This window comes from Pelobium manganitolerans (assembly GCF_003609575.1).
GTDB lineage: Bacteria > Bacteroidota > Bacteroidia > Sphingobacteriales > Sphingobacteriaceae > Pseudopedobacter > Pseudopedobacter manganitolerans.
The window spans coordinates 134,928-159,259 of sequence record NZ_MBTA01000027.1 but is presented as its reverse complement, the minus strand read 5'-3'; the positions used below and the strand labels follow the sequence as shown (position 1 = coordinate 159,259).

Genomic DNA, 24,332 nt, shown 5'->3' with positions numbered 1-24,332 from the left:
CGAAAATAGCAAAATGAGACGGAGATTGAAACCTTGGGGCAGGCTTATTTTTGAACAGGTGCTTAGCTTAATCCTTTTTTTGTAGGGTCGTTAAGCGCATCGTTGATGTCCATGATTTTAGTGTCGATATCGTCCACGCATTTTTTAATCTGTGGCGCAATCTCGTTGCTTTGGACCATGTTTTCTTCCACCAACATCATCAAACCTTTTAAAGTAGCCACCGGTCCGCGTATTTGGTGCGATAGGTGCGACGAGTATTCGGAAAGCTTTTGGTTTTTGATGATGAGGTCTTTGGTTCTTTCCGCAATCAGCTCTTCTAGCTGATGGTTTATACGGTCAACCTTATTTTTCTGCGTGATGATTTCATCGTTCAATTCTTGCAGTTGCTGGTTTGATTCTTTTGAGCGCCTGTTGCTTTTTATGAGTAAAAAGATAACGAAGAAAGAAAGCACGGCCACAATGCCTATGGCTAAAGAAAGTTTTTTAGCATTCCGTTGCGATTGAATGGTGAGTTCGTTTTCTTTTTGGGTTTGTTGTTGTTTAAAGGTTTGTTGGACTAATCCGATGTTTGAGGCAAGGTTGCGTCTGTAGTTTAAGCTGTCGTATATATAGACTTCTTTTAAGTAGCCTAGCGCTTCTTTGAAATTATTTTGTTTTTTTTCGAGTTCGTATAGGCTATAAATAAACTGTTTTTTTCGGTGTTCATCACCAATCAGATTTGCAAATGCCAAGCCTTCGGTTATGCAATTACTGGCAGCCGGAAAATTGTTCTTCGCCATGTAAATAGAACTTAAAGTAAGATTCAGCATTGCGATGGTGTTATTTAAAGAGTATTCTTGCGCCCTGGCTTTGGCCAACAAAAGATAATTTTCAGCTAGCTCGAGATTACCTGTCCGATAATATATCAATCCGATATTTTGTAGACTTTGCGTTAATCCGATTGTGTTTTTAGTGACAGTAAAAATTTTTCTGCTCTTTTCATAATTATCCAACGAGATTTTGTATTGCTTATTTTGGTAATAAGCGTTTCCGATGTTTAAGTATGCTCCGGCAGTAAGATCTTTTACGTTTCGTTTTAACGCAATTTTCAAAACCCGTTTGAAATACACTAAACTTTTTTCATAATCAATATCCACCCAAATATTAGCAATATTGTTGGATACTCTTGCTTCCCCCAATTCGTCTTCATTTTTTTGAAATAAGCTTAGTGATTTTAAATATTTGTTTATTGCGGAATCCCTTTCGTTTAAATATGTAAACGCTATCCCAGATATGCGATACGCTTCTGCTAGCTCATTGGAATCACCGATCTTAAGTGCGATGCTTTCGGCACGCCTGGCAAAGGATAGGCTTAACTGTGGATCCGTAAGACGTAAACCATATGCTTTTTGGTGGTAAGATTTTGCTGTTTTGGCGTTGAGTGTGTCTGGTGAATTGTATGTTGCTGGAAACGCTTCTTGCACGTGTGTACCAAATCTTATTAAAAAGATTAATAAAATCAAAGTTCTGAACAGAGTGCGATTCATGTACAGTAAAGGTATTTAATAATTTAAATCTTCAATATTATTTAGAAAAAATACTTTTAAATTAATTTTTTTTTCTTTAAAATTTTAATTGATATTGTAAAAATATTTTTTTATTAAAAAACATTCTTTATAAAATAAAAAGTTCGCTTATTTGAGCTGTTTTAAATTTTAATCCCAAAGATCATGAAAAAGATTTTATTATTATCCGCTATATGCGCAACCATTTTTGCTACTTCGTGCAAAAAAGATTCAGAGGCTACTCCTTCGAAAAATAATGTAAAGGTTATGGATGATAAGATTAAACCCATTAATGGTGGCGATTATGGAAAATACGACTAACCTCCCTGCAACCTAATTAATACATCTGGCTCCAAAAAAGCTAGCCTGTATTTGATATATTTGCGTAAAACAGGTTTTTATGCAAGTAATCAAAAATTATATCGAGCAAAATAAGGCTCGTTTTTTAGACGAGCTATTTGCGCTCTTAAGATTTCCGTCTATTAGTGCCGATCCAAAATATAAGGACGATGTGCTGAACACGGCAGAATTTGTCGCAGAGAAACTGAAAGAAGCCGGTGCAGACCAAGTTGAGGTCTGCACAACCGACGGCTATCCGATAGTTTACGGCGAAAAAATTATAGACAGCCAATTGCCAACCGTTTTGGTTTATGGGCATTATGATGTGCAACCGCCAGACCCTATTGAGCTTTGGCATACGCCTCCTTTTGAACCTACCTTGCGCGACGGCAAAATTTACGCGCGTGGCGCCTGCGATGACAAAGGGCAGTTTTACATGCACGTAAAAGCTTTCGAGCTGATGATGCAAACCGGCAGCTTGCCTTGCAACATTAAGTTTATGATTGAGGGCGAGGAAGAAGTGGGCTCTGATAACCTCGGGAAATTTGTTGCTCAAAACCACGAGCGACTAAAAGCTGACGTAGTGCTAATCTCAGATACATCTATGCTGAGCATGGAAACGCCGTCTTTAGAAACTGGCTTGCGCGGTTTAGCTTACATGGAAGTGGAAGTGCAAGGCCCTAACCGCGATTTGCACTCTGGCGTTTACGGAGGCGCCGTTGCTAACCCTGCAACCATCCTTTGCCAAATGATTGCCTCACTTCATGATGAAAACAACCACATCACCATTCCAGGTTTTTACGATAACGTTGCCGTTTTAAGCGATGCGGAAAGAAAAGCTCTGAATGAAGCTCCGTTTGATCTGGAAGCGTATAAAGAAGATTTGGGAATTGAAGATGTTTGGGGCGAAGCAGGTTATTCTACCATCGAACGCACAGGTATCAGGCCAACCCTAGAAGTAAACGGCATTTGGGGCGGTTATACCGGTCCGGGGGCAAAAACGGTGCTGCCAGCAAAAGCCAATGCTAAAATTTCTATGCGATTGGTTCCGGGACAAGATTGGCAGCGTATTTCGGATCTTTTTAAAGCACATTTTGAAAAAATTGCTCCAAAATCTGTTAAAGTAAGTGTTGTGGCACATCACGGCGGAGCGCCCTACGTAACTCCGGTTGATTCCGTAGCTTTTAAAGCCGCGCACAATGCGATTGAAGAAGCTTTCGGTAAAGAACCAGTGCCAACGCGGGGCGGCGGAAGTATTCCGATTGTGGCATTGTTTGAAGAAGAACTTGGCATAAAAACCGTATTAATGGGCTTTGGTTTAGATAGCGACAACCTACACTCACCAAATGAGAAGTACGATGTTTTCAATTATTTCAAAGGCATCGAAACCATTCCGTTATTTTATAAAAACTTTGCGGAACTTAGTAAGTAGCAAGTACTAAGTATTAAGATCTGGGAGGTCGCTCTATTGAGTGTCCTTCCAAGTTTTTAATTGAGAAAGTTTACAAATGAGGTTAGCTGGTTTTTAAGCCTAATCCACAAATGAACTTGTGACTTTTTGTATAAAGCTGACTAGTTAACCGATCCATAAGAAACTAACACCTATAACCACCTGATTACTAACCATCTAACCCCCAACCAACTAATCAGTTAATGACTAATGAATTAATCCCTAACAAACTAACGCCGAACCACCTAACCAACTAATAATCAATTACCTGTTGCTCTAGATGGTCCACATTGCGCCATTCGTAACGTTGCGTTCTCAGTTGCGGTTCAAAACCTGCTTCTTTAATGGATTCTTGAATGCCGTTTGAAGTAAACCTGTGCGGTGCACCTGCTGCGCTTACTACATTTTCTTCTATCATGATGGAGCCAAAATCATTTGCGCCCGCATGTAAACAAATTTGTGCTACCTGCTTTCCAACAGTTAGCCATGAAGCCTGAATGTTTTTGATGTTAGGCAACATGATCCGGCTCAAAGCAATCATTCGGATATATTCGTCGCCGTTGACATTATTGGTAATACCGCGCACTTTTTTAAGCAGGGTGCCGTCATCTTGAAAAGGCCACGGGATAAAAGCAATAAAACCATAGTTTCCCTCTGGTTTTTCGCTTTGCACCTCGCGCAACCAAATCAAATGCTCAAAACGTTCTTCAATGGTTTCTATATGGCCAAACATCATCGTGGCCGATGTTGGGATGTTGAGCTGATGCGCCGCCCGCATGACATCCAGCCATTCTTGGCCGCCACATTTTCCTTTGGATATTAACCGCCGAACGCGATCATTTAAAATTTCTGCGCCTGCGCCGGGTAAAGAATCCAAGCCCGATTCCTTCAAAGCCTTCAGCACATCGTAATGGCTCATGTTTTCCAACTTGGCCACGTGCGCCACCTCGGGCGGACCTAAAGCGTGTAACTTCACATCCGGATATAATTTTTTAAGCTCCCGAAATAAATCTGTATAAAATTTTAAACCTAAATCTGGGTGATGTCCGCCTTGCAGAAGCAGTTGATCACCGCCGTAACGGAGAGTTTCTTCTATCTTTTGTTTGTAGCTCTCGATATCCGTAATGTAACTTTCGGCATGGCCTGGCCTGCGGTAAAAATTGCAGAATTTGCAGTTGGCGATGCAAACGTTGGTGGTGTTTACGTTGCGGTCTATCTGCCAAGTTACTTTTCCGTGCGGTACCTGTATTTTGCGAAGTTCGTTGGCTACGTACATCAGCTCGGGGGTAGAGGCATGATGGTAAAGATGCATACCTTCTTCTAAGCTAAGAAATTCAAAGTTTAAAGCCCTTTTTAATATTTCGGGAATATTCATAGCCAAAAATAAGGCAAATTTTAAAATTATCGTTGGCACCGGCTTTTAAAGCGCAAATGCTGACGGATTTTTGATAATGCGACGTTTATTAGCCGTATTCGGCAATTAAAATGAAGATTAAGCTTACGATGATTACTAAGATCCAAAATAAACGGTTCTCATTTTGGTTGCCATCGCCTTTAAACCTAAACTGTCTTTTAGTGCCAAACATTTTATTGCTTTATTCGTGATGATAAGGTTCGCCTTTTAAAATGGTAAAAGCGCGATAAACTTGCTCTACAAAAAACAAGCGGATCATCTGGTGCGAGAATGTCATCCGCGACAGCGAAAGTTTATAATGCGCTCTTTGATAAATGCTATTGTCGAAACCGTAGGGACCACCTATTAAAAATACCAAGTTTTGCACACTGCCAATCATTTTACGGTTCAGCAGGTCAGAAAAATGCGTTGAGCTTAATTCAATCCCACGTTCATCTAATACAATTACTTCGTCCGTGGGGTTGATCGCCTTAAAAAAAAGTTCTGCTTCTTTACTTTTTTGCTCGTCTTGGCTTAGGTGCTTTGTTTTTTTTAAATCGGGTATAATCTTAATCTCAAACTTAATGTAATGTTTTAAGCGTTGGAGGTATTTGTTTATGCCTTCAAGAATGTAATCGTCGTCTGTTTTGCCAATAGCAATCAAAATAATTTTCATCTGCGGTAGGTGTGATAGCTTCTGATTTAATGTTTTTAAGCACCCGTCAATACTGGAGCGTCAAAAACAGTGCAAAAAAAGGATTTTAAACAGAGGCGTTGCGCGTTTCCAAAGCTTGCCTTACTGTTTCTAAAATTACGTTAGGATAAATGGGCTTGTTGATAAAATCATAGGCGCCCATCTTTATCAGCTCTGCGGCTAAATTAGGATCGCCAAAGCCACTCACGATAATAAAAATCAGGCCCGGATAGTTCTTTTTAATGTGACGGAGGATTTCACGGCCGTCGGTGTCTTCGAGCCTAAAATCACAAAGCACTAAATCAAATTTATGCTGCGCCATTAGCTCAAAAGCTACTGCACCGCTTTCGGCGGTCACTGTTTCGTAGCCATTTTTAGACAAGAACTTAGACATTATCAAGCATATTCCAATCTCGTCGTCAATAATTAAAATCTTCTGCATATCGGATTTGCCGGGGGTCTAAGTTGTTTGTAGTGAACGAATAAAAATAGGTATTTATTTTATTGTTTATAATAGATTATTTGAAAATAGCTTAACATTTCATTTACAAATATGCTCATTATTTTTGCATTTCTACTTTTTTAGAGCGAGTGCAAAAGATAAATTGTTTCAAACTTTCGTAAAAATTAACCATCCCACTTTTGGTTTATAAAGCAGATCAAAGCTTTAAAAGAGCCTCGGAATTCACGGGATTCTAAATTTTAAAATTTACATTAGACAGTGCTTATCAGCTTTACTCTTCAATTTTTGGCGCGGGCGGATCTTTCGGGTCAACTAAAATCCCTTTCTGCAATAAGGAGTGTTTGCGGCTGTAAAGAAAGTAGATGGCCAAACCTATTGCCAGCCAAATAAATAAACGTAACCAATTAAGCCATCCTAAACCGTAAATCATTAAACCACAAACTACAATGCCTGCAATTGGCACAAATGGCACCCAAGGAGTTTTAAACTGGCGAGGCAAATCTGGATTGGTTTTTCGTAAAATAATCACCGCACCGCAAACCAACATAAAAGCGAATAAAGTACCGATACTTGTCATGTCACCCACAATATCTCCCGGCACAAATGCCGCAAATAAGCCCACCAAAATCAAAATGAACAGGTTTGCTTTATAAGGTGTTTTATATTTAGGATGCAACTGGCTAAACATTTTTGGCATTAAGCCATCACAGCTCATGGCATAAAAAACACGCGATTGGCCAAGTAGCATGACCAAAATAACAGACGAGAAACCAAATAATATCGCAATGGTAACGGTATGGCCTAGCCAAGCGTAACCCGTCATGTATTTGTTTATGGCAAAAGCTACTGAGGCTTCGCGGCCGGTGGTTCTAAAATCTTCTATTGATGCTACGCCGGTTAATACATGGCCAAATAAAATGTACAAAACGGTGCAAACCGCCAGCGAACCCAAGATACCGATTGGCATATCTTTTTTGGGGTCTTTGGCTTCCTGGGCAGTGGTGCTTACCGCATCAAACCCTATAAAAGCAAAAAACACAACGCCGGCGGCGCCTAATATCCCTAAAATACCGCCATAGTCAAACGTTATGCCCTGGTTGTCTGTATAAGTGCCTGCTGGCGGAATGTACGGCGTATGGTTTACCGGATTGATAAATCCCCATCCTATCACAATAATTAAAATAACGATGGCCACCTTAGCAACTACAATAATGCCGTTTACCAAAGCCGATTCATGCGTGCCCTTAATCAGCAAAAACGTAAGTATCGTTACAATAAGCAGGGCAGGGAGGTTGATAATGCCCGTGTGCAATCCGTCTAAACTAGTTTCAAAAGGAGAGTGGCTAAGTTCGTAGGGTATAGGGCTGGTGCCTATCACGTTGACCAGTAGGTTGTTGAGGTACTCTGTCCAGGCAATGCCTACGGTTGCGGCACCAACAGCATATTCCAAAATTAAATCCCACCCGATAATCCAGGCAATCAGCTCGCCCATGGTGGCGTAACTGTATGTATAAGCACTTCCAGCAATAGGTATGGATGACGACAGCTCGGCATAGCACAATCCGGCCAGCGCACAGCCTATAGACGCTATTAAGAATCCAATAGTCACAGCTGGGCCTGCGTGCTGGGCCGCCGCCGCTGCCGTGCGTACAAATAATCCGGCGCCTATGATCGCTCCAATACCTAAAGCAACCAATGAACTGGCCGAAAGCGTTCTTTTGAGGCTCTTGTCGGTTTCTTTGGCATCTGCCAATAATTGGGTGATTGATTTTTTCAGAAATAAATTCATCTAGAGAATAACCATGTTTCAAAGCCTTTATCGGCTTTAGGGAAAACTAAATTAGAATTTATTTTTTTTATGATGCGGTTTTCAGCACAAAATATTTGACAATCGGCTAACAAAAATTTTCGGCTTTTCCGATTTTTAGATACCTTAAACCGCTTAAACCAAAAATAAACAGATGATAGCAGGTCCAAAATATTACTGATACCTGCTTTTTTAAACAAAAACGAAAATCGATGAGAAACAAGTTACAAATTGTATGTTCTACTTTTTTACTGATGTTAATTGCAAATACGGTTGCTGCAGCAGAAGGCATTGATGACAAAATAAATAAAGCCTTTGAGCCCGTAGCCAACGCTTGGGAAGCTTTTGTTTTTACTTCTGTACCACTCGGCGATTCTTTAATGGTACCCATCGTATTAATTGTTTTAATTGGCGGTGCAGTGTTTTTTACGTTATACTTTTCTTTTGTAAATATTAGGCGCTTTCCTATGGCTATTAAAGTAGTGCAAGGAAAATATGATTTTGTAGAGGGCAACAACAATATTAAAACGCATCCCGATGAAGATGCACCGCTGCCCATCAGCGAGGAAGAACGCAGGGAAGGCGAAGTAAGCCACTTCCAGGCTTTAACTGCGGCCGTTTCGGGAACGGTTGGCTTAGGAAATATAGCAGGTGTGGCGGTGGCAATAGCGGTAGGCGGACCTGGCGCTACATTTTGGTTGGTGGTTGCAGGCTTGCTTGGCATGTCGTCTAAATTTGTAGAATGTACCTTGGGCGTAAAATACCGGGATGTGGAGGCAGATGGCACAGTGCATGGCGGACCAATGTATTACCTTTCCAAAGGTTTTAAAGAGCTGAAAATGGGTGGCCTTGGTAAAGTTTTCGCCTTAGTGTTTGCTGTTTTGTGTGTGGGCGCATCGTTTGGCGGGGGCAATGCTTTTCAATCTAACCAGGCGGTGGCTCAAATAGCCTCGACTTTTAATCTAGAGGGAGGCTTTATAAAAACTTTACTGGGTTTAGTAGTTGCCGGAATTGTTGCCATGGTAATTATTGGTGGCATTAAACGTATTGCTGTATGGACAGAGCGCTTGGTGCCTTTTATGGCCGGCCTCTACATGCTCGCCTGTCTAATTATTATTGGCGTACATATATCTTACCTGCCAGAGGCTGTCCGATTGATATTTTCAGAAGCTTTTTCTCCGTCGGCCGGCTTAGGAGGCTTTTTGGGAGTTTTAATTACCGGATTCCGGCGCGCAGCCTTTTCTAACGAAGCGGGAGTTGGCTCCGCAGCTATCGCCCATTCGGCAGTGAGAACCCGTTATCCGGCAAGTGAAGGTGTAGTTTCTTTGTTAGAGCCTTTTATTGATACCGTAGTAATTTGTACTATGACAGCTTTGGTAATCATCTTTTTTAACAAAGACGGCATTTTCGACTATGGCTTAATTAATTCGGCAGGCAACGTGGTTATCAAAAGCACCGGCCAGTCAGTAGGTGGTGTAGATTTAACTACCCTTGCTTTTGACGCGGTTATCCCACATTTTTCTTATCTACTTACCATAGCCATTGTTCTTTTTGCGTTTAGCACGATGATTTCATGGTCCTACTATGGTTTGCAGGCTTGGAAATATCTATTCGGACGCTCAAAGGCTTCAGATATCACTTATAAGGCTTTATATCTTGTTTTTGTGGTGATAGGTGCTGCCGCAACTTTAGATTCGGTGGTCAAATTTTCTGATGCCATGATCCTAGCAATGGTGGTCCCTAACATGATCGGGCTGATTTTACTTTCGCCAAAAGTAAAAATGGAGTTAGAACGTTATGTCACAGCGGTAAAAAAGGTTTTCAAGGCCGACTAATACCGCTTTATGATAATTAATTTTCTGTAAAATTTATGTGCTAAGTATTAAGATGTTAAAATATTTTAAACTTTTGTAGGTTCTAAGATAAAAAAAGACGCTTATGCAAAAATTCAATTATAAGCTGAATTTCATTTTCAGCTTCCTTTTTCTCCTGTTTACCACAGGTAATTTATTGGCGCAAAATGCCGATAAGCAAAACTGGCAACATCTTGATTATGCGAAAGACTCTGTAATGGGCGTAAGCGCAGATAAAGCTTACGCAGAAATTTTAAAAGGTAAAAAATCGACTCCGATAATTGTTGCGGTGTTAGACGGTGGCGTTGAAACCGATCATGAAGATTTAAAAACAGTTATTTACGTTAATGCAAAAGAAAAACTTAACGGTAAAGACGATGACGGTAACGGCTACATTGACGATGTTAACGGATGGAACTTTTTGGGAAAAGGCGATAAAGACATCAACTATGAAACTTTAGAGTTGGTCCGTCAAATCCGCAAGCTGAAACAAAAATTTGCGGTTACGCTAATGGACAGCGCACAAATGGCCAACAATGCCGAATATCAAAAACTGCTGGCCATGGAAAAAGATTACCAACAGCAATATGATGAAACCAAACAAACCTTAGAGGGCATCTCTCGCTTTAAGCAGCTATTGGAAGCTGTGGAAGCAAAAATTGGAAAAGATGCGTTGACTTTAAACGGTTTCAAAAGTTTTGAACCGAGTAACCCCGGTGAGGAACATATTAAAAAAGTAGTAATTGGTGTTTTAGAAGATAGCGGAATGGACTACGCTACTTTTAAAGCTACCCAGGTAGATAACGGTTACGAGCACTACTACGAAAAGCTGAACTATAATCTCAATATGGATTATATGCCTCGGAAAGAATTGGGCATTGACGATGCAACGCGCTTTTATGGCAACAACCACGTTGAGGGACCAGATGCGATGCACGGAACACATGTTGCGGGCATTATCGCAGCTAACCGTAAAAACAAATTGGGTATGATGGGCATTGCCGATAACGTAAAAATCATAGGCGTGCGTACCGTGCCAAACGGCGACGAGCGAGATAATGACGTAGCCAATGCCATCCGTTATGCGGTGGACCGTGGCGCAAAAATCATCAATATGAGTTTCGGCAAATCTTATTCGGATGATAAAAAGATTGTTGACGATGCCGTAAAATATGCAGTTTCAAAAGATGTTTTGTTGATCCACGCGGCAGGCAATGACAATAACAACCTGGACCAGCAATCTAACTTTCCTAACAAAAGATACGAAGATGGCGGAACGGCTTCTTCTTGGTTAGAGGTGGGCGCTTCTGGCCCAAACAACGACGAGAGTTTAAAAGCAAGCTTTTCTAATTATGGGAAAACTACCGTAGATGTTTTTGCACCCGGCGTACAAATTTATTCTACCATCCCAGATTCAAAATACCGCGCTTTAAACGGAACTAGCATGGCATCTCCGGTAGTAAGCGGTATTGCTGCCTTAATCCGCAGCTATTATCCAAGTTTAAGCGCTACCCAAGTGAAACAGATTATTATGGACTCTAGCGTTAAAGTTAATCACCCGGTTACGGTAATGGTTGACGAAAAGCCAACGCAAATCAACTTTTCTGATTTAAGCATTAGCGGAGGCGTGGCCAATGCCTATGAGGCTTTGAAAATGGCGGATACCATCGCTAAATCAAAAGCCAGTAAGTAAAAAACAAATTGGAAAAAAGCTGCCTTCCCCCTAAAAGAAGGCGGCTTTTTTTATACACTACTCCCTAACCACCTAACCAACTAAACGGGAACGGTTGCGTAGTTTTCGTCCACTAAATCATGTAAGCCGTGGTTTTTTTCCCGAATTTAGGGCGTCTTTAACCAATTTAATACAGAATACAATGGAAAAAAACATTTTCGACCTTAGCGGAAAAGCAATTGTTGTTACCGGTGGCACAGGTGTATTAGGCGCATCATTTGTGAAAGCGATTGCGCGCGCAGGTGCTAGCGTGGCCATTTTAGGCCGAAACAAAGAAACAGCAGAGAGCCGCGCCCAAGAAATTAATGCAAATGGCGGCCATGCAATTGCAGTAGTGTGCGACGTGCTGAATGAGCAATCTTTAATCGCAGCAAAAGACCAGATTTTAAAAGCTTTCGGAAAAATTGATGGTTTGGTAAATGGCGCAGGCGGAAATATGCCAGGCGCGGTAGTAGACCCAAGTGCATCGGTTTTTAGTTTAGATATGGATGCGCTTACGCAAGTGATGAACCTCAATTTGTTTGGCACATTATTGCCCACGCAGATTTTTGGACAAGAGATTGCCAACAACGGTGGTGGCAGCATCGTAAACATCTCATCCATGGCCTCGCAAAGAGCGATTACCAAAGTATTAGGCTATAGCTTGGCAAAAAGCGCAATAGACGGCTATACTAAATGGTTTGCCGTAGAGCTTGCCAACCGTTACGGAGATAAAATAAGAATGAATGCCATTGCTCCGGGTTTCTTTTTGACCGAGCAAAACAGAACTTTACTGACTAAAGAAGACGGTAGTTATACGGACCGAGGTAACCTGGTAATTAAACAAACGCCATTTAACCGTTTCGGTACGCCCGAAGAATTGGAAGGCGCTTTAATTTGGTTGCTGAGCGATGCTTCTAAATTTGTAACCGGAAGTATTGTTAACGTAGATGGCGGCTTCCCTGTATTTAGCGGGGTGTAGGTAGTAGTAGTGAGTAGTGAGTGATGAGTAGTCAGTATCAAGATTGCTAGACTAAGTGCTGGTTGTTCATTCACTCAAAATTCAGTCATTCACTCCTTCAAAATTCACTCTTTCAAATTCAATCATTCGCTCATTTAAAAAATGAATAACTATAAAATGATGCCGACTATGCGTTGGTATGGGCCAAATGACCCGGTTAAATTAAGTGATTTGTTACAGGCCGGTTGTACCGGGGTAGTGTCGGCCTTGCACCATATCCCAAACGGAGAGGTGTGGACGGTTGAAGAAATAAAAAAGCGCCAACAAATTATCTCAGATGCAGGCTTAGTATGGAATGTTGTAGAGAGCGTTCCGGTTTCCGAAGCCATTAAAACCCGCACCGGCGATTTTCAACGTCATATCCAAAATTATAAGCAAAGCATTATCAATTTGGCCAGTTGTGGTATTAAAATCATCACCTACAATTTTATGCCGGTACTGGATTGGACCCGCACCGATCTGGAGTTCGAAGTTGCCGACGGTTCAAAGGCGCTAAAGTTTGAAAAGGCAGCTTTTGTAGCTTTTGATGTTCTGATGTTGAAAAGAAAAGGCGCACAAGCAGATTATACCGACCAAGAAATAGAAAAAGCAAAAAAACGCTTTGCGGGTATGAGTGATGCTGAAAAACACACTTTAGAGCGGAATATTATTGCAGGCCTTCCCGGTAGCGAAGAGAGTTTCACTTTAGAAAAGTTTCAGCAAGCTTTAGATGCTTACGCCGATATTGATGCGCAACAACTGCGCGAGAACTTAGTGGCTTTTTTACAATCGATTATCCCGGTTGCAGAAAAAGAAGGGGTAAAAATGGTCATCCACCCAGATGATCCACCATTCCCAATTTTAGGTTTGCCACGCGTGGTAAGCACCGCTGCAGACATTGAATATCTGGCGAAAGCGGTTCCTTCTTTAAGTAACGGCCTATGTTTTTGCACGGGTTCTTTCGGTGTGCGTGCAGATAATGATTTGCCGGCTATGGTAAAGCAATTTGGCGAGCGCATAAATTTTCTGCATTTGCGCAGTACGCGTAGAAATGCGGATGGAGACTTTTATGAGGATAACCATCTAGAAGGTAACGTGGATATGTACGCCGTGGTTAAAGAAGTAGTTTTGCTAATGCAAAACCGTCAGCTCAGCATCCCAATGCGCCCGGACCACGGCCATCAGATGCTTGATGATTTGACAAAGAAAACAAACCCAGGTTATTCTGGCATTGGAAGGTTACGGGGTTTAGCCGAATTACGCGGACTAGAGATGGGAATCTCCAGGTCATTAGTTTATGATGCTTAAATACATTGCATATTATTAATGCAAACCATAAGAAAGCGCCTTAAGCGGGCGCTTTTTTTATGCTTATATTTTTTCAGATTTTGTTAATCGCCACATTTTTGACGTTATTTCAGCACTTTTTTTCGTCCTAAGGCCTCTCTATTAGCGCACGAAAACGCTTTTAAAAGCTGTTTTTTTTAATTCTTCCGACCTAAATTACATTCGATTGCATAAAAAAATAATGTCCATTCTGTAGAAATAAATACGTTTTATTTGTTTGTAAATCAAATGTTTATTTTAAGATTGTGCTTCAATTATCATGTTATTGTAAAACATAATTTTGATACTTATTGTAAAAAATACACTTCCATAAAAATTTATTTTGCATATTAGCTTTTATAAATCTTTAAAATTGTACATTGGACACTTCTAAAATGACAAGCTTGAGATTAACGAAATTTTAAAACCTAAATCATTTAAAAATTAATGAAAACACTTTCAACTGCGGATTACATTGTATTCCTAATCTATTTTGTGATTGTTGCCACCTACGGTATCTGGATTTACCGGAAAAAGCGGAGTGCTAAAAACGATTCTAAAGATTATTTCCTGGCAGAAGGTTCCCTCACTTGGTGGGCAATCGGTGCTTCTTTAATTGCCTCAAACATCTCTGCCGAGCAGTTCATCGGGATGAGTGGTTCGGGTTTCCAAATGGGTTTAGCCATCTCTACCTATGAGTGGATGGCAGCTATTACCCTAGTTGTGGTAGCGGTGTTTTTTATTCCCGTTTACCTTAAAAATAAAATTTTCACCATGCCACAGTTCCTTCACCAAAGGTACAACGGCACGGTAGCTATGATTATGGCAGTGTTCTGGCTGTTCTTATACATCGTTGTCAACTTATTGTCTATCTTGTATTTAGGCGCAGTTGCCGTAAGCGGGATTTCGGGCTTTAACATTTATGCCTGTATCGTGTTCTTAGCCATCTTCGCTATTATTATTACCCTTGGCGGGATGAAGGTAATCGGTTATACAGACGTTATTCAAGTATTCTTCTTAATCTTAGGAGGTTTAGTGGCTACTTATATCGGTTTGCAGTACATCAGTGATTTATCTGGCGAAACCGGTATTACTAAAGGTTTCCATATTTTATATACCGAAGCCAATGACCACTTCCACATGATATTTGACAAAAGCAACCCTAACTACATGGACTTGCCAGGTTTAACCGTATTAATTGGCGGTATGTGGATTGTGAACTTAAACTATTGGGGCTGTAACCAATACATTACCCAGCGTGCCTTAGGTGCCGATTTAAAAACTGCCCGCGGTGGTATTTTGTTTGCTGCTTTCTTGAAATTGTTAATGCCGGTTATTGTGGTTTTGCCGGGTATTGCCGCTTATTACCTGTACCAAAAAGGAATGTTCCAACAAGAGATGTTGGATTCTAAAGGTATTTTAGATGTAAACAAAGCTTATCCATCTTTATTAAACTTGTTGCCGGTAGGGATGAAAGGTTTGTCTTTCGCCGCTTTAACAGCAGCCATTGTGGCATCTTTAGCTAGTAAAGCAAACAGTATCGCTACCATTTATACCTTGGACATTTATAAAAAGTCAATCAATCCAGAGGCTTCTGAAGAAAAACTAGTTTTCTACGGAAAAGCAACTGTAGTTGTGTCTATGATTATTGGCGTTATTCTTTCTTTAATCATCGGTGATAAATTGATGGGCGAGGGTAAACAAGGTTTCCAATACATTCAAGAGTACACCGGTTTCGTTTCTCCGGGTATTTTTGCTATGTTCATTTTAGGTTTCTTCTGGAAAAAAGCATCTTCTAACGCTGCGATGTTTGCTACCATCGGCGGGTTCATTTTCTCGGTAATCTTGAAGTTTTTGCCGCTAATGGTAAACCTAGAGTTTTTGTCTTCAACAGGTTTCTCAAAAGCAGTTGTGCAGGCAGACGGTACTTCGGTTTACGAAATACCATTCTTAGACCGTATGGGCTTTGTGTTTGTATTGTGTATGGTGGGCATGTACGTAATAAGCTGGTACGACCATAAACGTGGAATCAAAACTAACGGTTTAGAGGTAGATTCTTCTATGTTTGTACCTAATAGATCCTTCACCATAGGTTCAATTGTAATTGTTGCAATTTTAACCGCATTATATACTTACTTCTGGTAAGATAGATTTGTTGAAACAACAATAAAAAAGCCTCTTGAGCAATGGCTCAAGAGGCTTTTTATTTTAAACATACTAGCGCAGGCGTGTTGTGTATACTTTAAATGCTTTAACGGATCAATGTAAGCAAATGAGATACGCGTGTGCCAGCTAATTAATTAGCAGAAGAAGACGCGATATACATTCGTCCAACTTTAGTAAGGTTCCATAAAAAAACCTGTTAGGTTTTTAAACCTAACAGGTTTCCTAATAAAAAAACGTATTCTTAAAACTCAGCGTTTTTAGGGAAACGCGGAAAAGGAATTACGTCTCTTATGTTGGTCATTCCGGTAACGAACAGCACTAATCTTTCAAAACCTAAGCCGAAACCAGCATGTGGTGCGCTGCCAAAACGGCGCGTATCCAAGTACCAATACAGTTCTTCTTCTGGAATGTGCATTTCTTGCATACGCTGTTGCAGTTTCTCTAAACGCTCTTCACGTTGCGATCCGCCTACCATTTCGCCAATGCCAGGGAATAAAATGTCCATAGCGCGGACGGTTTTCCTTCCATCGGCATCCGGCTCGTTCATGCGCATATAAAACGCTTTAATATCGGCCGGATAATCTGTTAAGATAACCGGCTTTTTAAAATGCTTTTCTACCAAATAACGCTCGTGTTCCGATTGTAGGTCAACGCCCCAATCTTCTACCAAATATTTAAATTGTTTCTTTTGGTTAGGTTTAGAGTGTTTTAAGATATGGATAGCTTCTGTATAGGTTACGCGCTCAAAATCATTTTCCAAGCAGAAGTTTAATTTGCTCATTAAATCCAGCTCGCTGCGTTGGTTTTGCGGTTTGCTTTTTTCCTCTTCTGCCAAGCGGTTGGCCAAGAAGGCCAGTTCATCCGGACATTTGTCCATCGCATAGCGGATCACATATTTTAACAGATCCTCCGCCAGGTTCATATTGTCTTCCAAATCGGCGAAAGCAACCTCAGGTTCAATCATCCAAAATTCGGCAAGGTGACGGGTGGTATTTGAGTTCTCGGCTCTAAAAGTTGGGCCAAAAGTATAAATCTCTCCTAAAGCCATGGCGCCTAATTCGCCTTCTAACTGACCGGATACCGTTAAGTTAGCTGAGCGGCCGAAGAAATCCTCTTTAAAATCAACTTCGCCACTGTCTGTGCGTGGTGTGTCATCAAATGGGAGGGTAGTTACCCTAAACATCTCGCCGGCACCTTCTGCATCAGAAGCGGTGATGATAGGTGTGTGCAGATACACAAAGCCGCGCTCATTAAAAAACTGGTGTATGGCAAAAGAAAGCGCATTACGCACCTTGAAAATAGCATTGAAAGTATTAGTTCGGAAACGTAGGTGCGCAATTTCGCGCAAAAACTCCAGGCTGTGTTTCTTAGGTTGCAACGGGAATTTCTCCGGATCGCTCTCTCCTAAAATTTGCACGCTGTCTGCTTTAATCTCACATTTTTGACCTTTGCCTAAAGATTCTACTAGTTTTCCGCTTGCGCTGATGGCGGCTCCGGTGGTAATTTTCTTTAATACCTCTTCCGGCGTATTGGCAAAATCAACCACCACCTGTAAATTGCTCATGCACGAGCCATCATTAAGCGCAATAAACTGGTTGTTTCTAAAAGTTTTTACCCAACCCATCACCGTGGTTTCACGGTTAAACTCGGTAGAAGAAAGTATATCTTTAATTTTTTCTCTTTTAATCATATCGGCAATAAAAATATCAGGTTGCTAAAATACGGATTGATAGGGGATTTTAAGGATGGAAGCGGAAATTTTAAAGCTGATTTGGGGAGGGCAGGGCTTAGGGTTTAAGGTTTATGGTTAAAGCATAATGCTAAACTTGGAAAGCGAGGATTAAAATACATTAAAACAGTTCGGTTAAAACCGTTGAAAACAATTCTCAGTTTTAAGATTTTTTATATGCTGAAAATCCTTTAAGTTGTCTGTCACTAAAGTTAATTCATTGGCGAGTGCTGTTACTCCAATAATTAAGTCAAACTCATCATGCATCGGGGTGCCGTTTTTCCTAAGCGCAGTTTTTATTTCCGCATATTCCTTTATTGCGCTTAAAATAGGTATGATAGTGATACCTATTACAAAAATTTCTACAGCTTTGTGAGATCTCACAGGACCATCACTGTTCTCTGCCCCCTACTTCAGCTCAAAGACCGTAATTTCAGAAATAAAACAATTATAAATTCCTTTCTCTTTAATAAGTTTATTAAGATCGAGCTTCCCTCGAAGAAAGAAAACGCAAATACAAAGTATCTAATAAATACTGCATAAACCTTATTACAAGTAAAGGTCTTTATCTTTAAAGCTTCTACTTTTTTTGATTTCTTTCACAATTTCTTCTGCAGTTTTATTAGGCGCAAAGGCACCAAAAGAAGTGAAAAAGTCTTTTTTTTGGCGGGGTACCTCCGCCTTTAGCGCAGTCACCATTTTCTGCAATAATTTGACCTTGCTTTTAAAACTCAAATTCTCAAAAATTGTTGAGTAAGTTTCTAAAATGTGTTTTTCAGCGTAAGTCATTTTGTTTAATGGTTTTCTAAAAAAATTAATTTAAGATGTGTAATTGTTGAAAGTTTAAAACCTATCAAATTCTAAACGGTTGATCCCGTGGATTTCGGGTTGAACCCCATCTGATTCTACACACAGTGTTCCGCCCCCAAATCTTTCGTCCATACTCTTTACTCCAAAAAATCACCTGTCCACTTCACCCAGCACAATATCCAGCGAGCCGATAATCGCAATTAAATCTGCAATCATAACGTTTTTAGAGATGGCAGGCAGTACGCTTAAGTTACAAAAGCTAGGGCCACGAGATTTAATGCGGAAAGGTTTGTCGGACCGGCCGTCGGCGATAAAATAAAAACCAATTTCGCCTTTAGGGTTTTCTGCACGCACATAAAAATCCTGCGCTTTTGGCGTCGTCTTTTTCGGGCATAAAGCTCGCGGATCAAACTCTTTCGTGCGTTTATGTTCTTTAGTGAGTTTTTCAACGCATTGCTCTATAATTTTTAAAGATTCCTCGACTTCCACCACGCGCACTTGGTAACGGTTCCAGCAATCGCCAACGGTCCCAATTTCGCCTTTGGCATAAGCCACTTCAAAATCCAGCTCGGGATAAACCGAATACTCATCCACACGGCGCAAATCATATTTTAAGCCCGACCCGCGCAACATAGGACCCGAGCAACCGTAATTGATGGCTACATCTAAAGGCAAGATGCCCACATTGGCCGTGCGCGAGATAAATATCTGATTATCCGTTAATAGCTCGTTCAGCTCTTTTAGTTTTGGTTTAAAATAGTCAACAAATTCTTTGCAGCGTTCTTCAAAACCTACCGGGATATCGTAAAACAAGCCACCTACCCAAATATAATTATACAGCATACGCGCCCCGGAAGCCCATTCGAGCATATTCATGATATGTTCTCTATCGCGAAAGCACCATAAAAAAGGTGTAAACGCGCCAATATCAATGCCGTAAGTGCCGATAGCGATAAGGTGGGATGCGATGCGGTTTAACTCGCACACCAAAACGCGGATATATTCCACCCTTTTCGGGATGTCGTTTTCGATGCCTAACATGCGCTCAACGCCCATCACGTAAGCGTGGTTGTTGTTCATGGATGCCAAATAATCCATCCGGTCCGTGTAGGGGATTATCTGGGCGTAGTTTAGCGCTTCGCCGTGTTTTTCAAAACAGCGGTGCAGATAACCAAGGTGGGGGATTACTTCTTTAACAATCTCGCCATCGGTAATCAACTCTAAACGTAAAACACCGTGGGTGCTGGGGTGTTGCGGGCCAAGGTTTAAAACCATTTCTTCGGGCAATACCGAAGCCATTTTATTTTGGTAGTTAATTAAACCTTGCTGATATTTCTGAGGGATAAGACGCTCCAAAACTTATAAGTCAATTTTAATGTTGTGGTAACTTTCTGCGTTTTTATAATCCTTGCGCAAAGGGAAGCCCTCCCAGTCATCGGGCAATAAAATACGCCTTAAATCGGGGTGGTTTTCAAAATAAATGCCCAGCATATCAAAAGCTTCACGCTCGTGCCAGTCGGCCGCTTTATAAACCGCGCTGATGCTTTTAAAAGTAGGCAAATTTTCTTCGCTACGGTCATTAGACGCAATTACCTTTAAAACAATTGTATGTTTTTTGATGATAGAGCTGAGGTGGTACACCACGCCAAACTGTTGTTTTTCCACGCCATAATCAACCCCGCTAAGGCACGATAGAAAGTCGAACCAGGTTTCGGGATGGTCGCGTAAAAACAGACATACCTCATCAATTAAATCTGCTTTTATAATTAAAGCGGGCTGTTTTTGTTCGGCTTCTTCGGCAACAATCACATCTGCGCCAAATTTTTGTCTAAGCAATTGTTTTACGGTATCAAAAATCATGGCGCTAAACGTTCAAATCTCCAACTCTGATCTTTTTCTTGTACGTATAATATACGGTCATGCAAACGGCTGGATCGGCCTTGCCAAAACTCAATGCGGTTTGGAATAACGCGGTAACCGCCCCAATGCTCGGGCCTTTGTATGTCCTTTTCCTTGTATTTTTCGGTGAGTTTAGCCAGTTTATCTTCTAAATAACTGCGGTTAGGTATCATTTCGCTCTGCGGCGATGTAAGAGCGCCTAGCTGGCTTCCACGCGGCCTCGATTTAAAGTAAGCATCAGATTCTTCCTCGCTAACCGTTTCAACCACGCCTTCTATGCGGATTTGCCTTTCCAAATCGGGCCAAAAAAACACCAGCGCAGCAAAAGGGCTTTCTGCAATTTCGCGGCCTTTTTTGCTGTTATAGTTGGTGTAAAAAACAAAACCTTCATCGGTAAATTCTTTCAACAAAACAATACGCGCCGATGGTACACAATTAGCCGTTGTAGTAGCCAAGGTCATGGCATTGGGCTCTGCAACCTGTGCGTTTAGCGCTTCCTGAAACCATTTTTCAAACTGCTGGTAGGGGTTTTCGGCTACTTCGCTTTCATCTAAAGATGCCGAGCGGTAATCTTGGCGGAGGTTTTGGATCGTCGATTTTTCGATACTCATGTAGGCAAAATTAACGAATGTAAGTATGGAATTAAAGGTTATGCGCAAATTAATACACTGTTTTTATATATTTGGAGAAAAGCTATGCTATGAACGGATTATTGGTTGCTTTGATCATCATTTCCTTTTTGATTAAAGCCTATCAGAACTTTAAAAAGGAAAGCGAGAAAGCTGCAGAACGCGCTAAGCAGGCCGATGCGCAACGTCGGGCTTCGCAAAGCCAAACAGTGCCAACGGTCCCGCACCCGCCGGTATTGGTAGAACAGCCATCGCGTAAGCAAACCGCTAAAACCTTGCAAGAAGAACATCCGCGCCAAGCAGAAAGAAAATCCGCTTACCGGGCCGAAACAAAGCCGGCTTACCAAGCTGTGCCTGTGCAAAATAAGAAAGCGGTAAAACAAAAGGAATTGCTAACAACAGACTACTACAATCCCGAAATACCATCTGCAGAGGTGCTGGCCAACCGTAAAATACACGAAAAGCACAAACACGGCATTAAACTGCCGAAACGGGAACGGCACGTAGCGGCCGATTTTAATTTTAAACAAGCTTTAATATACGATGCGATTTTGCATCGGCCAAAATATTAATGTCCTATAATTTGCTTTGTTTGCGAATATTATTTTTCTATATTTGCACCTCATTTTAAAAACACAAATTTATTTAATAATGTACGCAATAGTAAATATAGCAGGGCAACAGTTTAAAGTTGCAAAAGACCAGCAGCTTTTTGTACACAGGTTACAAGGAGATGAGGGCGCTAGTATTGAATTTGACAATGTTTTATTGGTAGCTAATGATGGTAAATTTACAGTAGGTACACCTGCGGTAAAGGGCGCAAAAGTTTCTGCTAAGATCGTGTCTCATTTAAAAGGCGATAAAGTAATCGTTTTCCACAAAAAAAGAAGAAAAGGTTACAAAAAGAAAAACGGTCACCGTCAATCTTTTACCAAAATCCAGATCGATAGCATCACAGTTTAATTTTAAAATTTACAGCTTTTCTAAAGCTAAACAGATATAAAACATGGCACATAAGAAAGGAGCCGGTAGCTCTAACAACGGTAGAGAATCGCACAGTAAACGTTTAGGTATCAAAATTTATGGCGGACAGGCTGCAATCGCAGGAAACATCATCGTTCGTCAGCGCGGTACCAAACACCACCCAGAAAAAAATGTGGGCATGGGTAAAGATCATACCCTTTTTGCTTTAATTGACGGTAAAGTAGCTTTCAGAAAAAAAGCAGACAACAAATCATATGTTTCTGTAATCCCTTTTGAAGCAGTTAGCGCTGCGGTTGAAGCACCTGCAAAAAAAGCAGCCAAACCTGCAGTAAAAGAAGAAGTAGCAGCAGAAGCGCCTGCAAAAAAAGCCCCGGCGAAAAAAGCGGCTAAGAAAACTGGCGACGCAGCAGCGGAATAGTTCTTACTATAATAATAAAAAGGGAAGCCTTGGTTCATTGAATCAGGGCTTTTTTTATTGCCTTTGTTTTGAAAGCATAAAACTTAGTAAAACGGCAGTTTTTAACAGGAGCTAAGTGCATTAATTGAAGTGTGATTTTATTTTTATATATTAAGCAGGTTTAAAAAATTAATATCCCATTAAAAAGTTATCTAAAGAGCTTCAGTCTTCGCCGTTTCAATTTAAAAATGGCTTTTACGAATTGCCTTATATTTCCAATTCGCCCGAACTACTTATTGGTAGTTTGAAACATCTGCTAGGTTCTGAATTTGATGATAATAGCAATTATTTCTGCATTAATAATGCCTACACCAACGGAACTGTAAGATATAGGAAAGTGGAACAGGGGTTTTGGGTAGTAGCTTTAGAATGTCTAAATTTATATTGCAAAAATTTTCACAAGTTCCTTTTTAAAAAAGGGAGCGCCCACTATGTCATGCTGAGCGGAGTCGAAGCATCTCACTTGCAGGGTTGCCACACTGTCGGCATTACCTTATTTGTAGGATGTTTTACTGTTCGTCCGTACCGACCGGGCGGACGTTCAACACAAAAATGCTCAGATAATACCTTCTCAGAGCAATTTTAGACAGCCTCTTAGATTTAGGTGATTTGTTTAAAATATTAATTATAAAAACAATAAAAATCAATTTTATGCATAAGAATCAATTTTTATTGTTTTTATAAGAAAAAAAAGATGTTTGCTTTTTTGTTGTTGCAGAAATAAAGGTGAAGTTTTAGATTTGCTACTCTTAATTAATAGTTTTGTGTGTAAATTAAAAAATATGAAAAAAAACTTACTGAATTGTTTCGCAATTATTTTCTTGTCGCTTGTTTCTTTAAATAAAAGCAATGCGCAAAACAATGCTCTCCATTTTGATGGGGATGCTTCAATTACAGGCTTGTCTGGCATTTCCCCGGGAAACTTTACTATTGAATTTTGGATGAAGTCCACTTATTCGGGCAGTAACCGTTATCAGGGCATTTATTGGCAAAATTCTGGTAATGAACACGGCATCTTTATGGATAATTATGAAGCAGATTATTCCCATTCTCAAACATTATCAATATTTCCTAACGCTTCAGATTATACTACATTTCAGTCATGGTCTGCCTCTACTCCTGACGGTGACATTCCATCTTCCCAACAAAATATCTGGAGGCATTATGCTATTACTTATGATGGTAGCAACATCAAATTTTACTTTGATGGCACATTGATTCGTACTGTAGCTTACTCTGGAGCAATATTGCCAACCACTAATGTGCAAATAGGCGGAACAACTTATCCAATTACAGATTACTCTTTAGATGAACTACGTATATGGAATTTTGCCAAAACCGAAACACAGATACAAGATCAGAAAGATGTAGAAGTCTCTCCGTCGTCACCGGGTTTGGTAAGATACTATGATTTTAACCAAGGAGTGGCCGGAGGAAATAATGCGAGCGTAACCACACTTATAGAAAGGGTAGGAGGAAATACAAATGGTACGCTAAACAATTTTACACTTAGTGGCGCTACATCTAATTGGGTTGGCGGAGCGCCGGTAAATAATGTTCTACCGGTAAAGCTTTCCGGATTTTGGGTTAAAACCGCAGCAACGGGCGCTATACTTGAATGGCAAACCTCGTTGGAGCAAAACCACAGCGGATTTGAAATATATAGAAGCGGGGATGATAAACAATTTGTAAAGATAGGCCAGATATCGGCTTCTTTAAATTCTTCACTTCCTGCTTTCAATTATAGTTTTACAGATAAAAGCCCCCTAAACGGTAATAATTATTATAAACTGGTACAGGTAGATGACAATGGTACAGCAACAGAATTAGGCCTTAAACAGGTTACCTTCAACCTTCAGCCTTTAACTCTTAATTTGTATCCCAACCCGGTAAAAACTCAACTGACATTTACAGTTGCTTCAACAGGAGAGGTGCTACGAATTTATAATGTTATGGGCAAACAAATGTTTTGGCAGTTGATAAATCAGCAACAAAACAGCATAAATGTTGCTGCGCTTGCGCCGGGTACGTATGTTTACCGCTATGGCAAACAGCATGGCAAGTTTATAAAAGAATAA

Annotated in this window: 23 protein-coding genes; 11 read left to right on the top strand and 12 right to left on the bottom strand. The window is 40.6% G+C overall.

Features of this window, described 5'->3' with window-relative positions; genetic code table 11:
- Nucleotides 1-62: 62 nt before the first annotated feature.
- Nucleotides 63-1,178, bottom strand: coding sequence for a tetratricopeptide repeat protein (locus BCY91_RS14115; RefSeq protein ID WP_182995396.1), 1,116 nt, complete (start codon nt 1,176-1,178; stop codon nt 63-65).
- A 531-nt stretch (nt 1,179-1,709) separates the two neighbouring features.
- Between BCY91_RS14115 and BCY91_RS17665 the strand changes: the two genes are divergently transcribed.
- On the top strand, nt 1,710-1,865 hold the full coding sequence (locus BCY91_RS17665; RefSeq protein WP_182995395.1) for a hypothetical protein: 156 nt from the start codon (nt 1,710-1,712) through the stop codon (nt 1,863-1,865).
- A 79-nt stretch (nt 1,866-1,944) separates the two neighbouring features.
- Nucleotides 1,945-3,315 (top strand): dipeptidase, encoded by a 1,371-nt coding sequence (locus BCY91_RS14110; protein ID WP_120182688.1) that lies wholly within the window; start codon nt 1,945-1,947, stop codon nt 3,313-3,315.
- A gap of 271 nt (nt 3,316-3,586) precedes the next feature.
- On the opposite strand, the gene mqnC is transcribed toward BCY91_RS14110, so the two are convergent.
- The 5 genes from mqnC to BCY91_RS14090 all read right to left on the bottom strand — a co-directional run bounded on the left by mqnC (nt 3,587) and on the right by BCY91_RS14090 (nt 7,672).
- The gene (gene mqnC, locus BCY91_RS14105) at nt 3,587-4,708 is read right to left on the bottom strand and encodes a cyclic dehypoxanthinyl futalosine synthase (protein WP_120182687.1); all 1,122 of its coding nucleotides are present in this window, start codon (nt 4,706-4,708) and stop codon (nt 3,587-3,589) included.
- An 88-nt stretch (nt 4,709-4,796) separates the two neighbouring features.
- Complete coding sequence (locus BCY91_RS17975) at nt 4,797-4,919, bottom strand: hypothetical protein (RefSeq protein WP_262696821.1); 123 nt, start codon at nt 4,917-4,919, stop codon at nt 4,797-4,799.
- 9 nt (nt 4,920-4,928) lie between these two features.
- Nucleotides 4,929-5,402, bottom strand: a complete 474-nt coding sequence (rlmH, locus tag BCY91_RS14100; RefSeq protein WP_120182686.1) for a 23S rRNA (pseudouridine(1915)-N(3))-methyltransferase RlmH — start codon at nt 5,400-5,402, stop codon at nt 4,929-4,931.
- 85 nt (nt 5,403-5,487) lie between these two features.
- The gene (locus BCY91_RS14095; RefSeq protein ID WP_120182685.1) at nt 5,488-5,862 is read right to left on the bottom strand and encodes a response regulator; all 375 of its coding nucleotides are present in this window, start codon (nt 5,860-5,862) and stop codon (nt 5,488-5,490) included.
- 292 nt (nt 5,863-6,154) lie between these two features.
- Nucleotides 6,155-7,672 carry an amino acid permease gene (locus BCY91_RS14090; protein ID WP_120182684.1) on the bottom strand — a complete coding sequence of 506 codons (1,518 nt, stop codon included), beginning with the start codon at nt 7,670-7,672 and terminating at the stop codon, nt 6,155-6,157.
- 230 nt (nt 7,673-7,902) lie between these two features.
- Here BCY91_RS14090 and BCY91_RS14080 point away from each other — a divergent pair, with 230 nt between their 5' ends.
- From BCY91_RS14080 to BCY91_RS14060, 5 genes are all read left to right on the top strand, one after another.
- The gene (locus BCY91_RS14080; RefSeq protein WP_120182682.1) at nt 7,903-9,525 is read left to right on the top strand and encodes an alanine/glycine:cation symporter family protein; all 1,623 of its coding nucleotides are present in this window, start codon (nt 7,903-7,905) and stop codon (nt 9,523-9,525) included.
- A 103-nt stretch (nt 9,526-9,628) separates the two neighbouring features.
- Complete coding sequence (locus BCY91_RS14075; protein ID WP_120182681.1) at nt 9,629-11,236, top strand: S8 family peptidase; 1,608 nt, start codon at nt 9,629-9,631, stop codon at nt 11,234-11,236.
- 181 nt (nt 11,237-11,417) lie between these two features.
- Nucleotides 11,418-12,236, top strand: a complete 819-nt coding sequence (locus BCY91_RS14070) for an SDR family oxidoreductase (RefSeq protein WP_120182680.1) — start codon at nt 11,418-11,420, stop codon at nt 12,234-12,236.
- Nucleotides 12,237-12,377: 141 nt separating this feature from the next.
- On the top strand, nt 12,378-13,562 hold the full coding sequence (gene uxuA, locus BCY91_RS14065) for a mannonate dehydratase (RefSeq protein ID WP_120182679.1): 1,185 nt from the start codon (nt 12,378-12,380) through the stop codon (nt 13,560-13,562).
- A gap of 465 nt (nt 13,563-14,027) precedes the next feature.
- Nucleotides 14,028-15,725: a sodium/sugar symporter gene (locus tag BCY91_RS14060; RefSeq protein ID WP_120182678.1), complete on the top strand. Its 1,698-nt coding sequence runs from the start codon at nt 14,028-14,030 to the stop codon at nt 15,723-15,725.
- 262 nt (nt 15,726-15,987) lie between these two features.
- Here the strand turns inward: BCY91_RS14060 and asnS are convergent, their stop codons facing one another.
- From asnS to pdxH, 6 genes are all read right to left on the bottom strand, one after another.
- Nucleotides 15,988-17,436, bottom strand: a complete 1,449-nt coding sequence (gene asnS / locus BCY91_RS14055; protein WP_120182677.1) for an asparagine--tRNA ligase — start codon at nt 17,434-17,436, stop codon at nt 15,988-15,990.
- Between the two features lie 174 nt (nt 17,437-17,610).
- On the bottom strand, nt 17,611-17,859 hold the full coding sequence (locus BCY91_RS17775; RefSeq protein ID WP_220699482.1) for a PIN domain-containing protein: 249 nt from the start codon (nt 17,857-17,859) through the stop codon (nt 17,611-17,613).
- A gap of 165 nt (nt 17,860-18,024) precedes the next feature.
- Nucleotides 18,025-18,264, bottom strand: coding sequence for a hypothetical protein (locus BCY91_RS14045; protein ID WP_120182676.1), 240 nt, complete (start codon nt 18,262-18,264; stop codon nt 18,025-18,027).
- 171 nt (nt 18,265-18,435) lie between these two features.
- A complete protein-coding gene (locus BCY91_RS14040) occupies nt 18,436-19,584 on the bottom strand; it encodes an NADH-quinone oxidoreductase subunit D (protein ID WP_120182675.1) in 1,149 nt (382 codons plus the stop codon).
- Between the two features lie 60 nt (nt 19,585-19,644).
- Nucleotides 19,645-20,145, bottom strand: coding sequence for an NADH-quinone oxidoreductase subunit C (locus BCY91_RS14035; protein ID WP_120182674.1), 501 nt, complete (start codon nt 20,143-20,145; stop codon nt 19,645-19,647).
- Entirely contained in the window at nt 20,142-20,795 is a 654-nt protein-coding gene (gene pdxH / locus BCY91_RS14030) for a pyridoxamine 5'-phosphate oxidase (RefSeq protein ID WP_120182673.1), read from the bottom strand. The genes BCY91_RS14035 and pdxH overlap by 4 nt, the downstream gene beginning before the upstream one ends.
- Nucleotides 20,796-20,884: 89 nt before the next feature.
- On the opposite strand from pdxH, the gene BCY91_RS14025 reads away from it, so the two are divergent.
- The 4 genes from BCY91_RS14025 (at nt 20,885) to BCY91_RS14010 (ending at nt 24,332) form a co-directional block, all read left to right on the top strand.
- Nucleotides 20,885-21,385, top strand: coding sequence for a hypothetical protein (locus BCY91_RS14025; RefSeq protein WP_120182672.1), 501 nt, complete (start codon nt 20,885-20,887; stop codon nt 21,383-21,385).
- A gap of 79 nt (nt 21,386-21,464) precedes the next feature.
- Nucleotides 21,465-21,776, top strand: a complete 312-nt coding sequence (gene rplU, locus BCY91_RS14020) for a 50S ribosomal protein L21 (RefSeq protein WP_120182809.1) — start codon at nt 21,465-21,467, stop codon at nt 21,774-21,776.
- A 43-nt stretch (nt 21,777-21,819) separates the two neighbouring features.
- Nucleotides 21,820-22,215, top strand: coding sequence for a 50S ribosomal protein L27 (rpmA, locus tag BCY91_RS14015; RefSeq protein ID WP_120182671.1), 396 nt, complete (start codon nt 21,820-21,822; stop codon nt 22,213-22,215).
- An 821-nt stretch (nt 22,216-23,036) separates the two neighbouring features.
- Nucleotides 23,037-24,332, top strand: coding sequence for a LamG-like jellyroll fold domain-containing protein (locus BCY91_RS14010; RefSeq protein WP_120182670.1), 1,296 nt, complete (start codon nt 23,037-23,039; stop codon nt 24,330-24,332).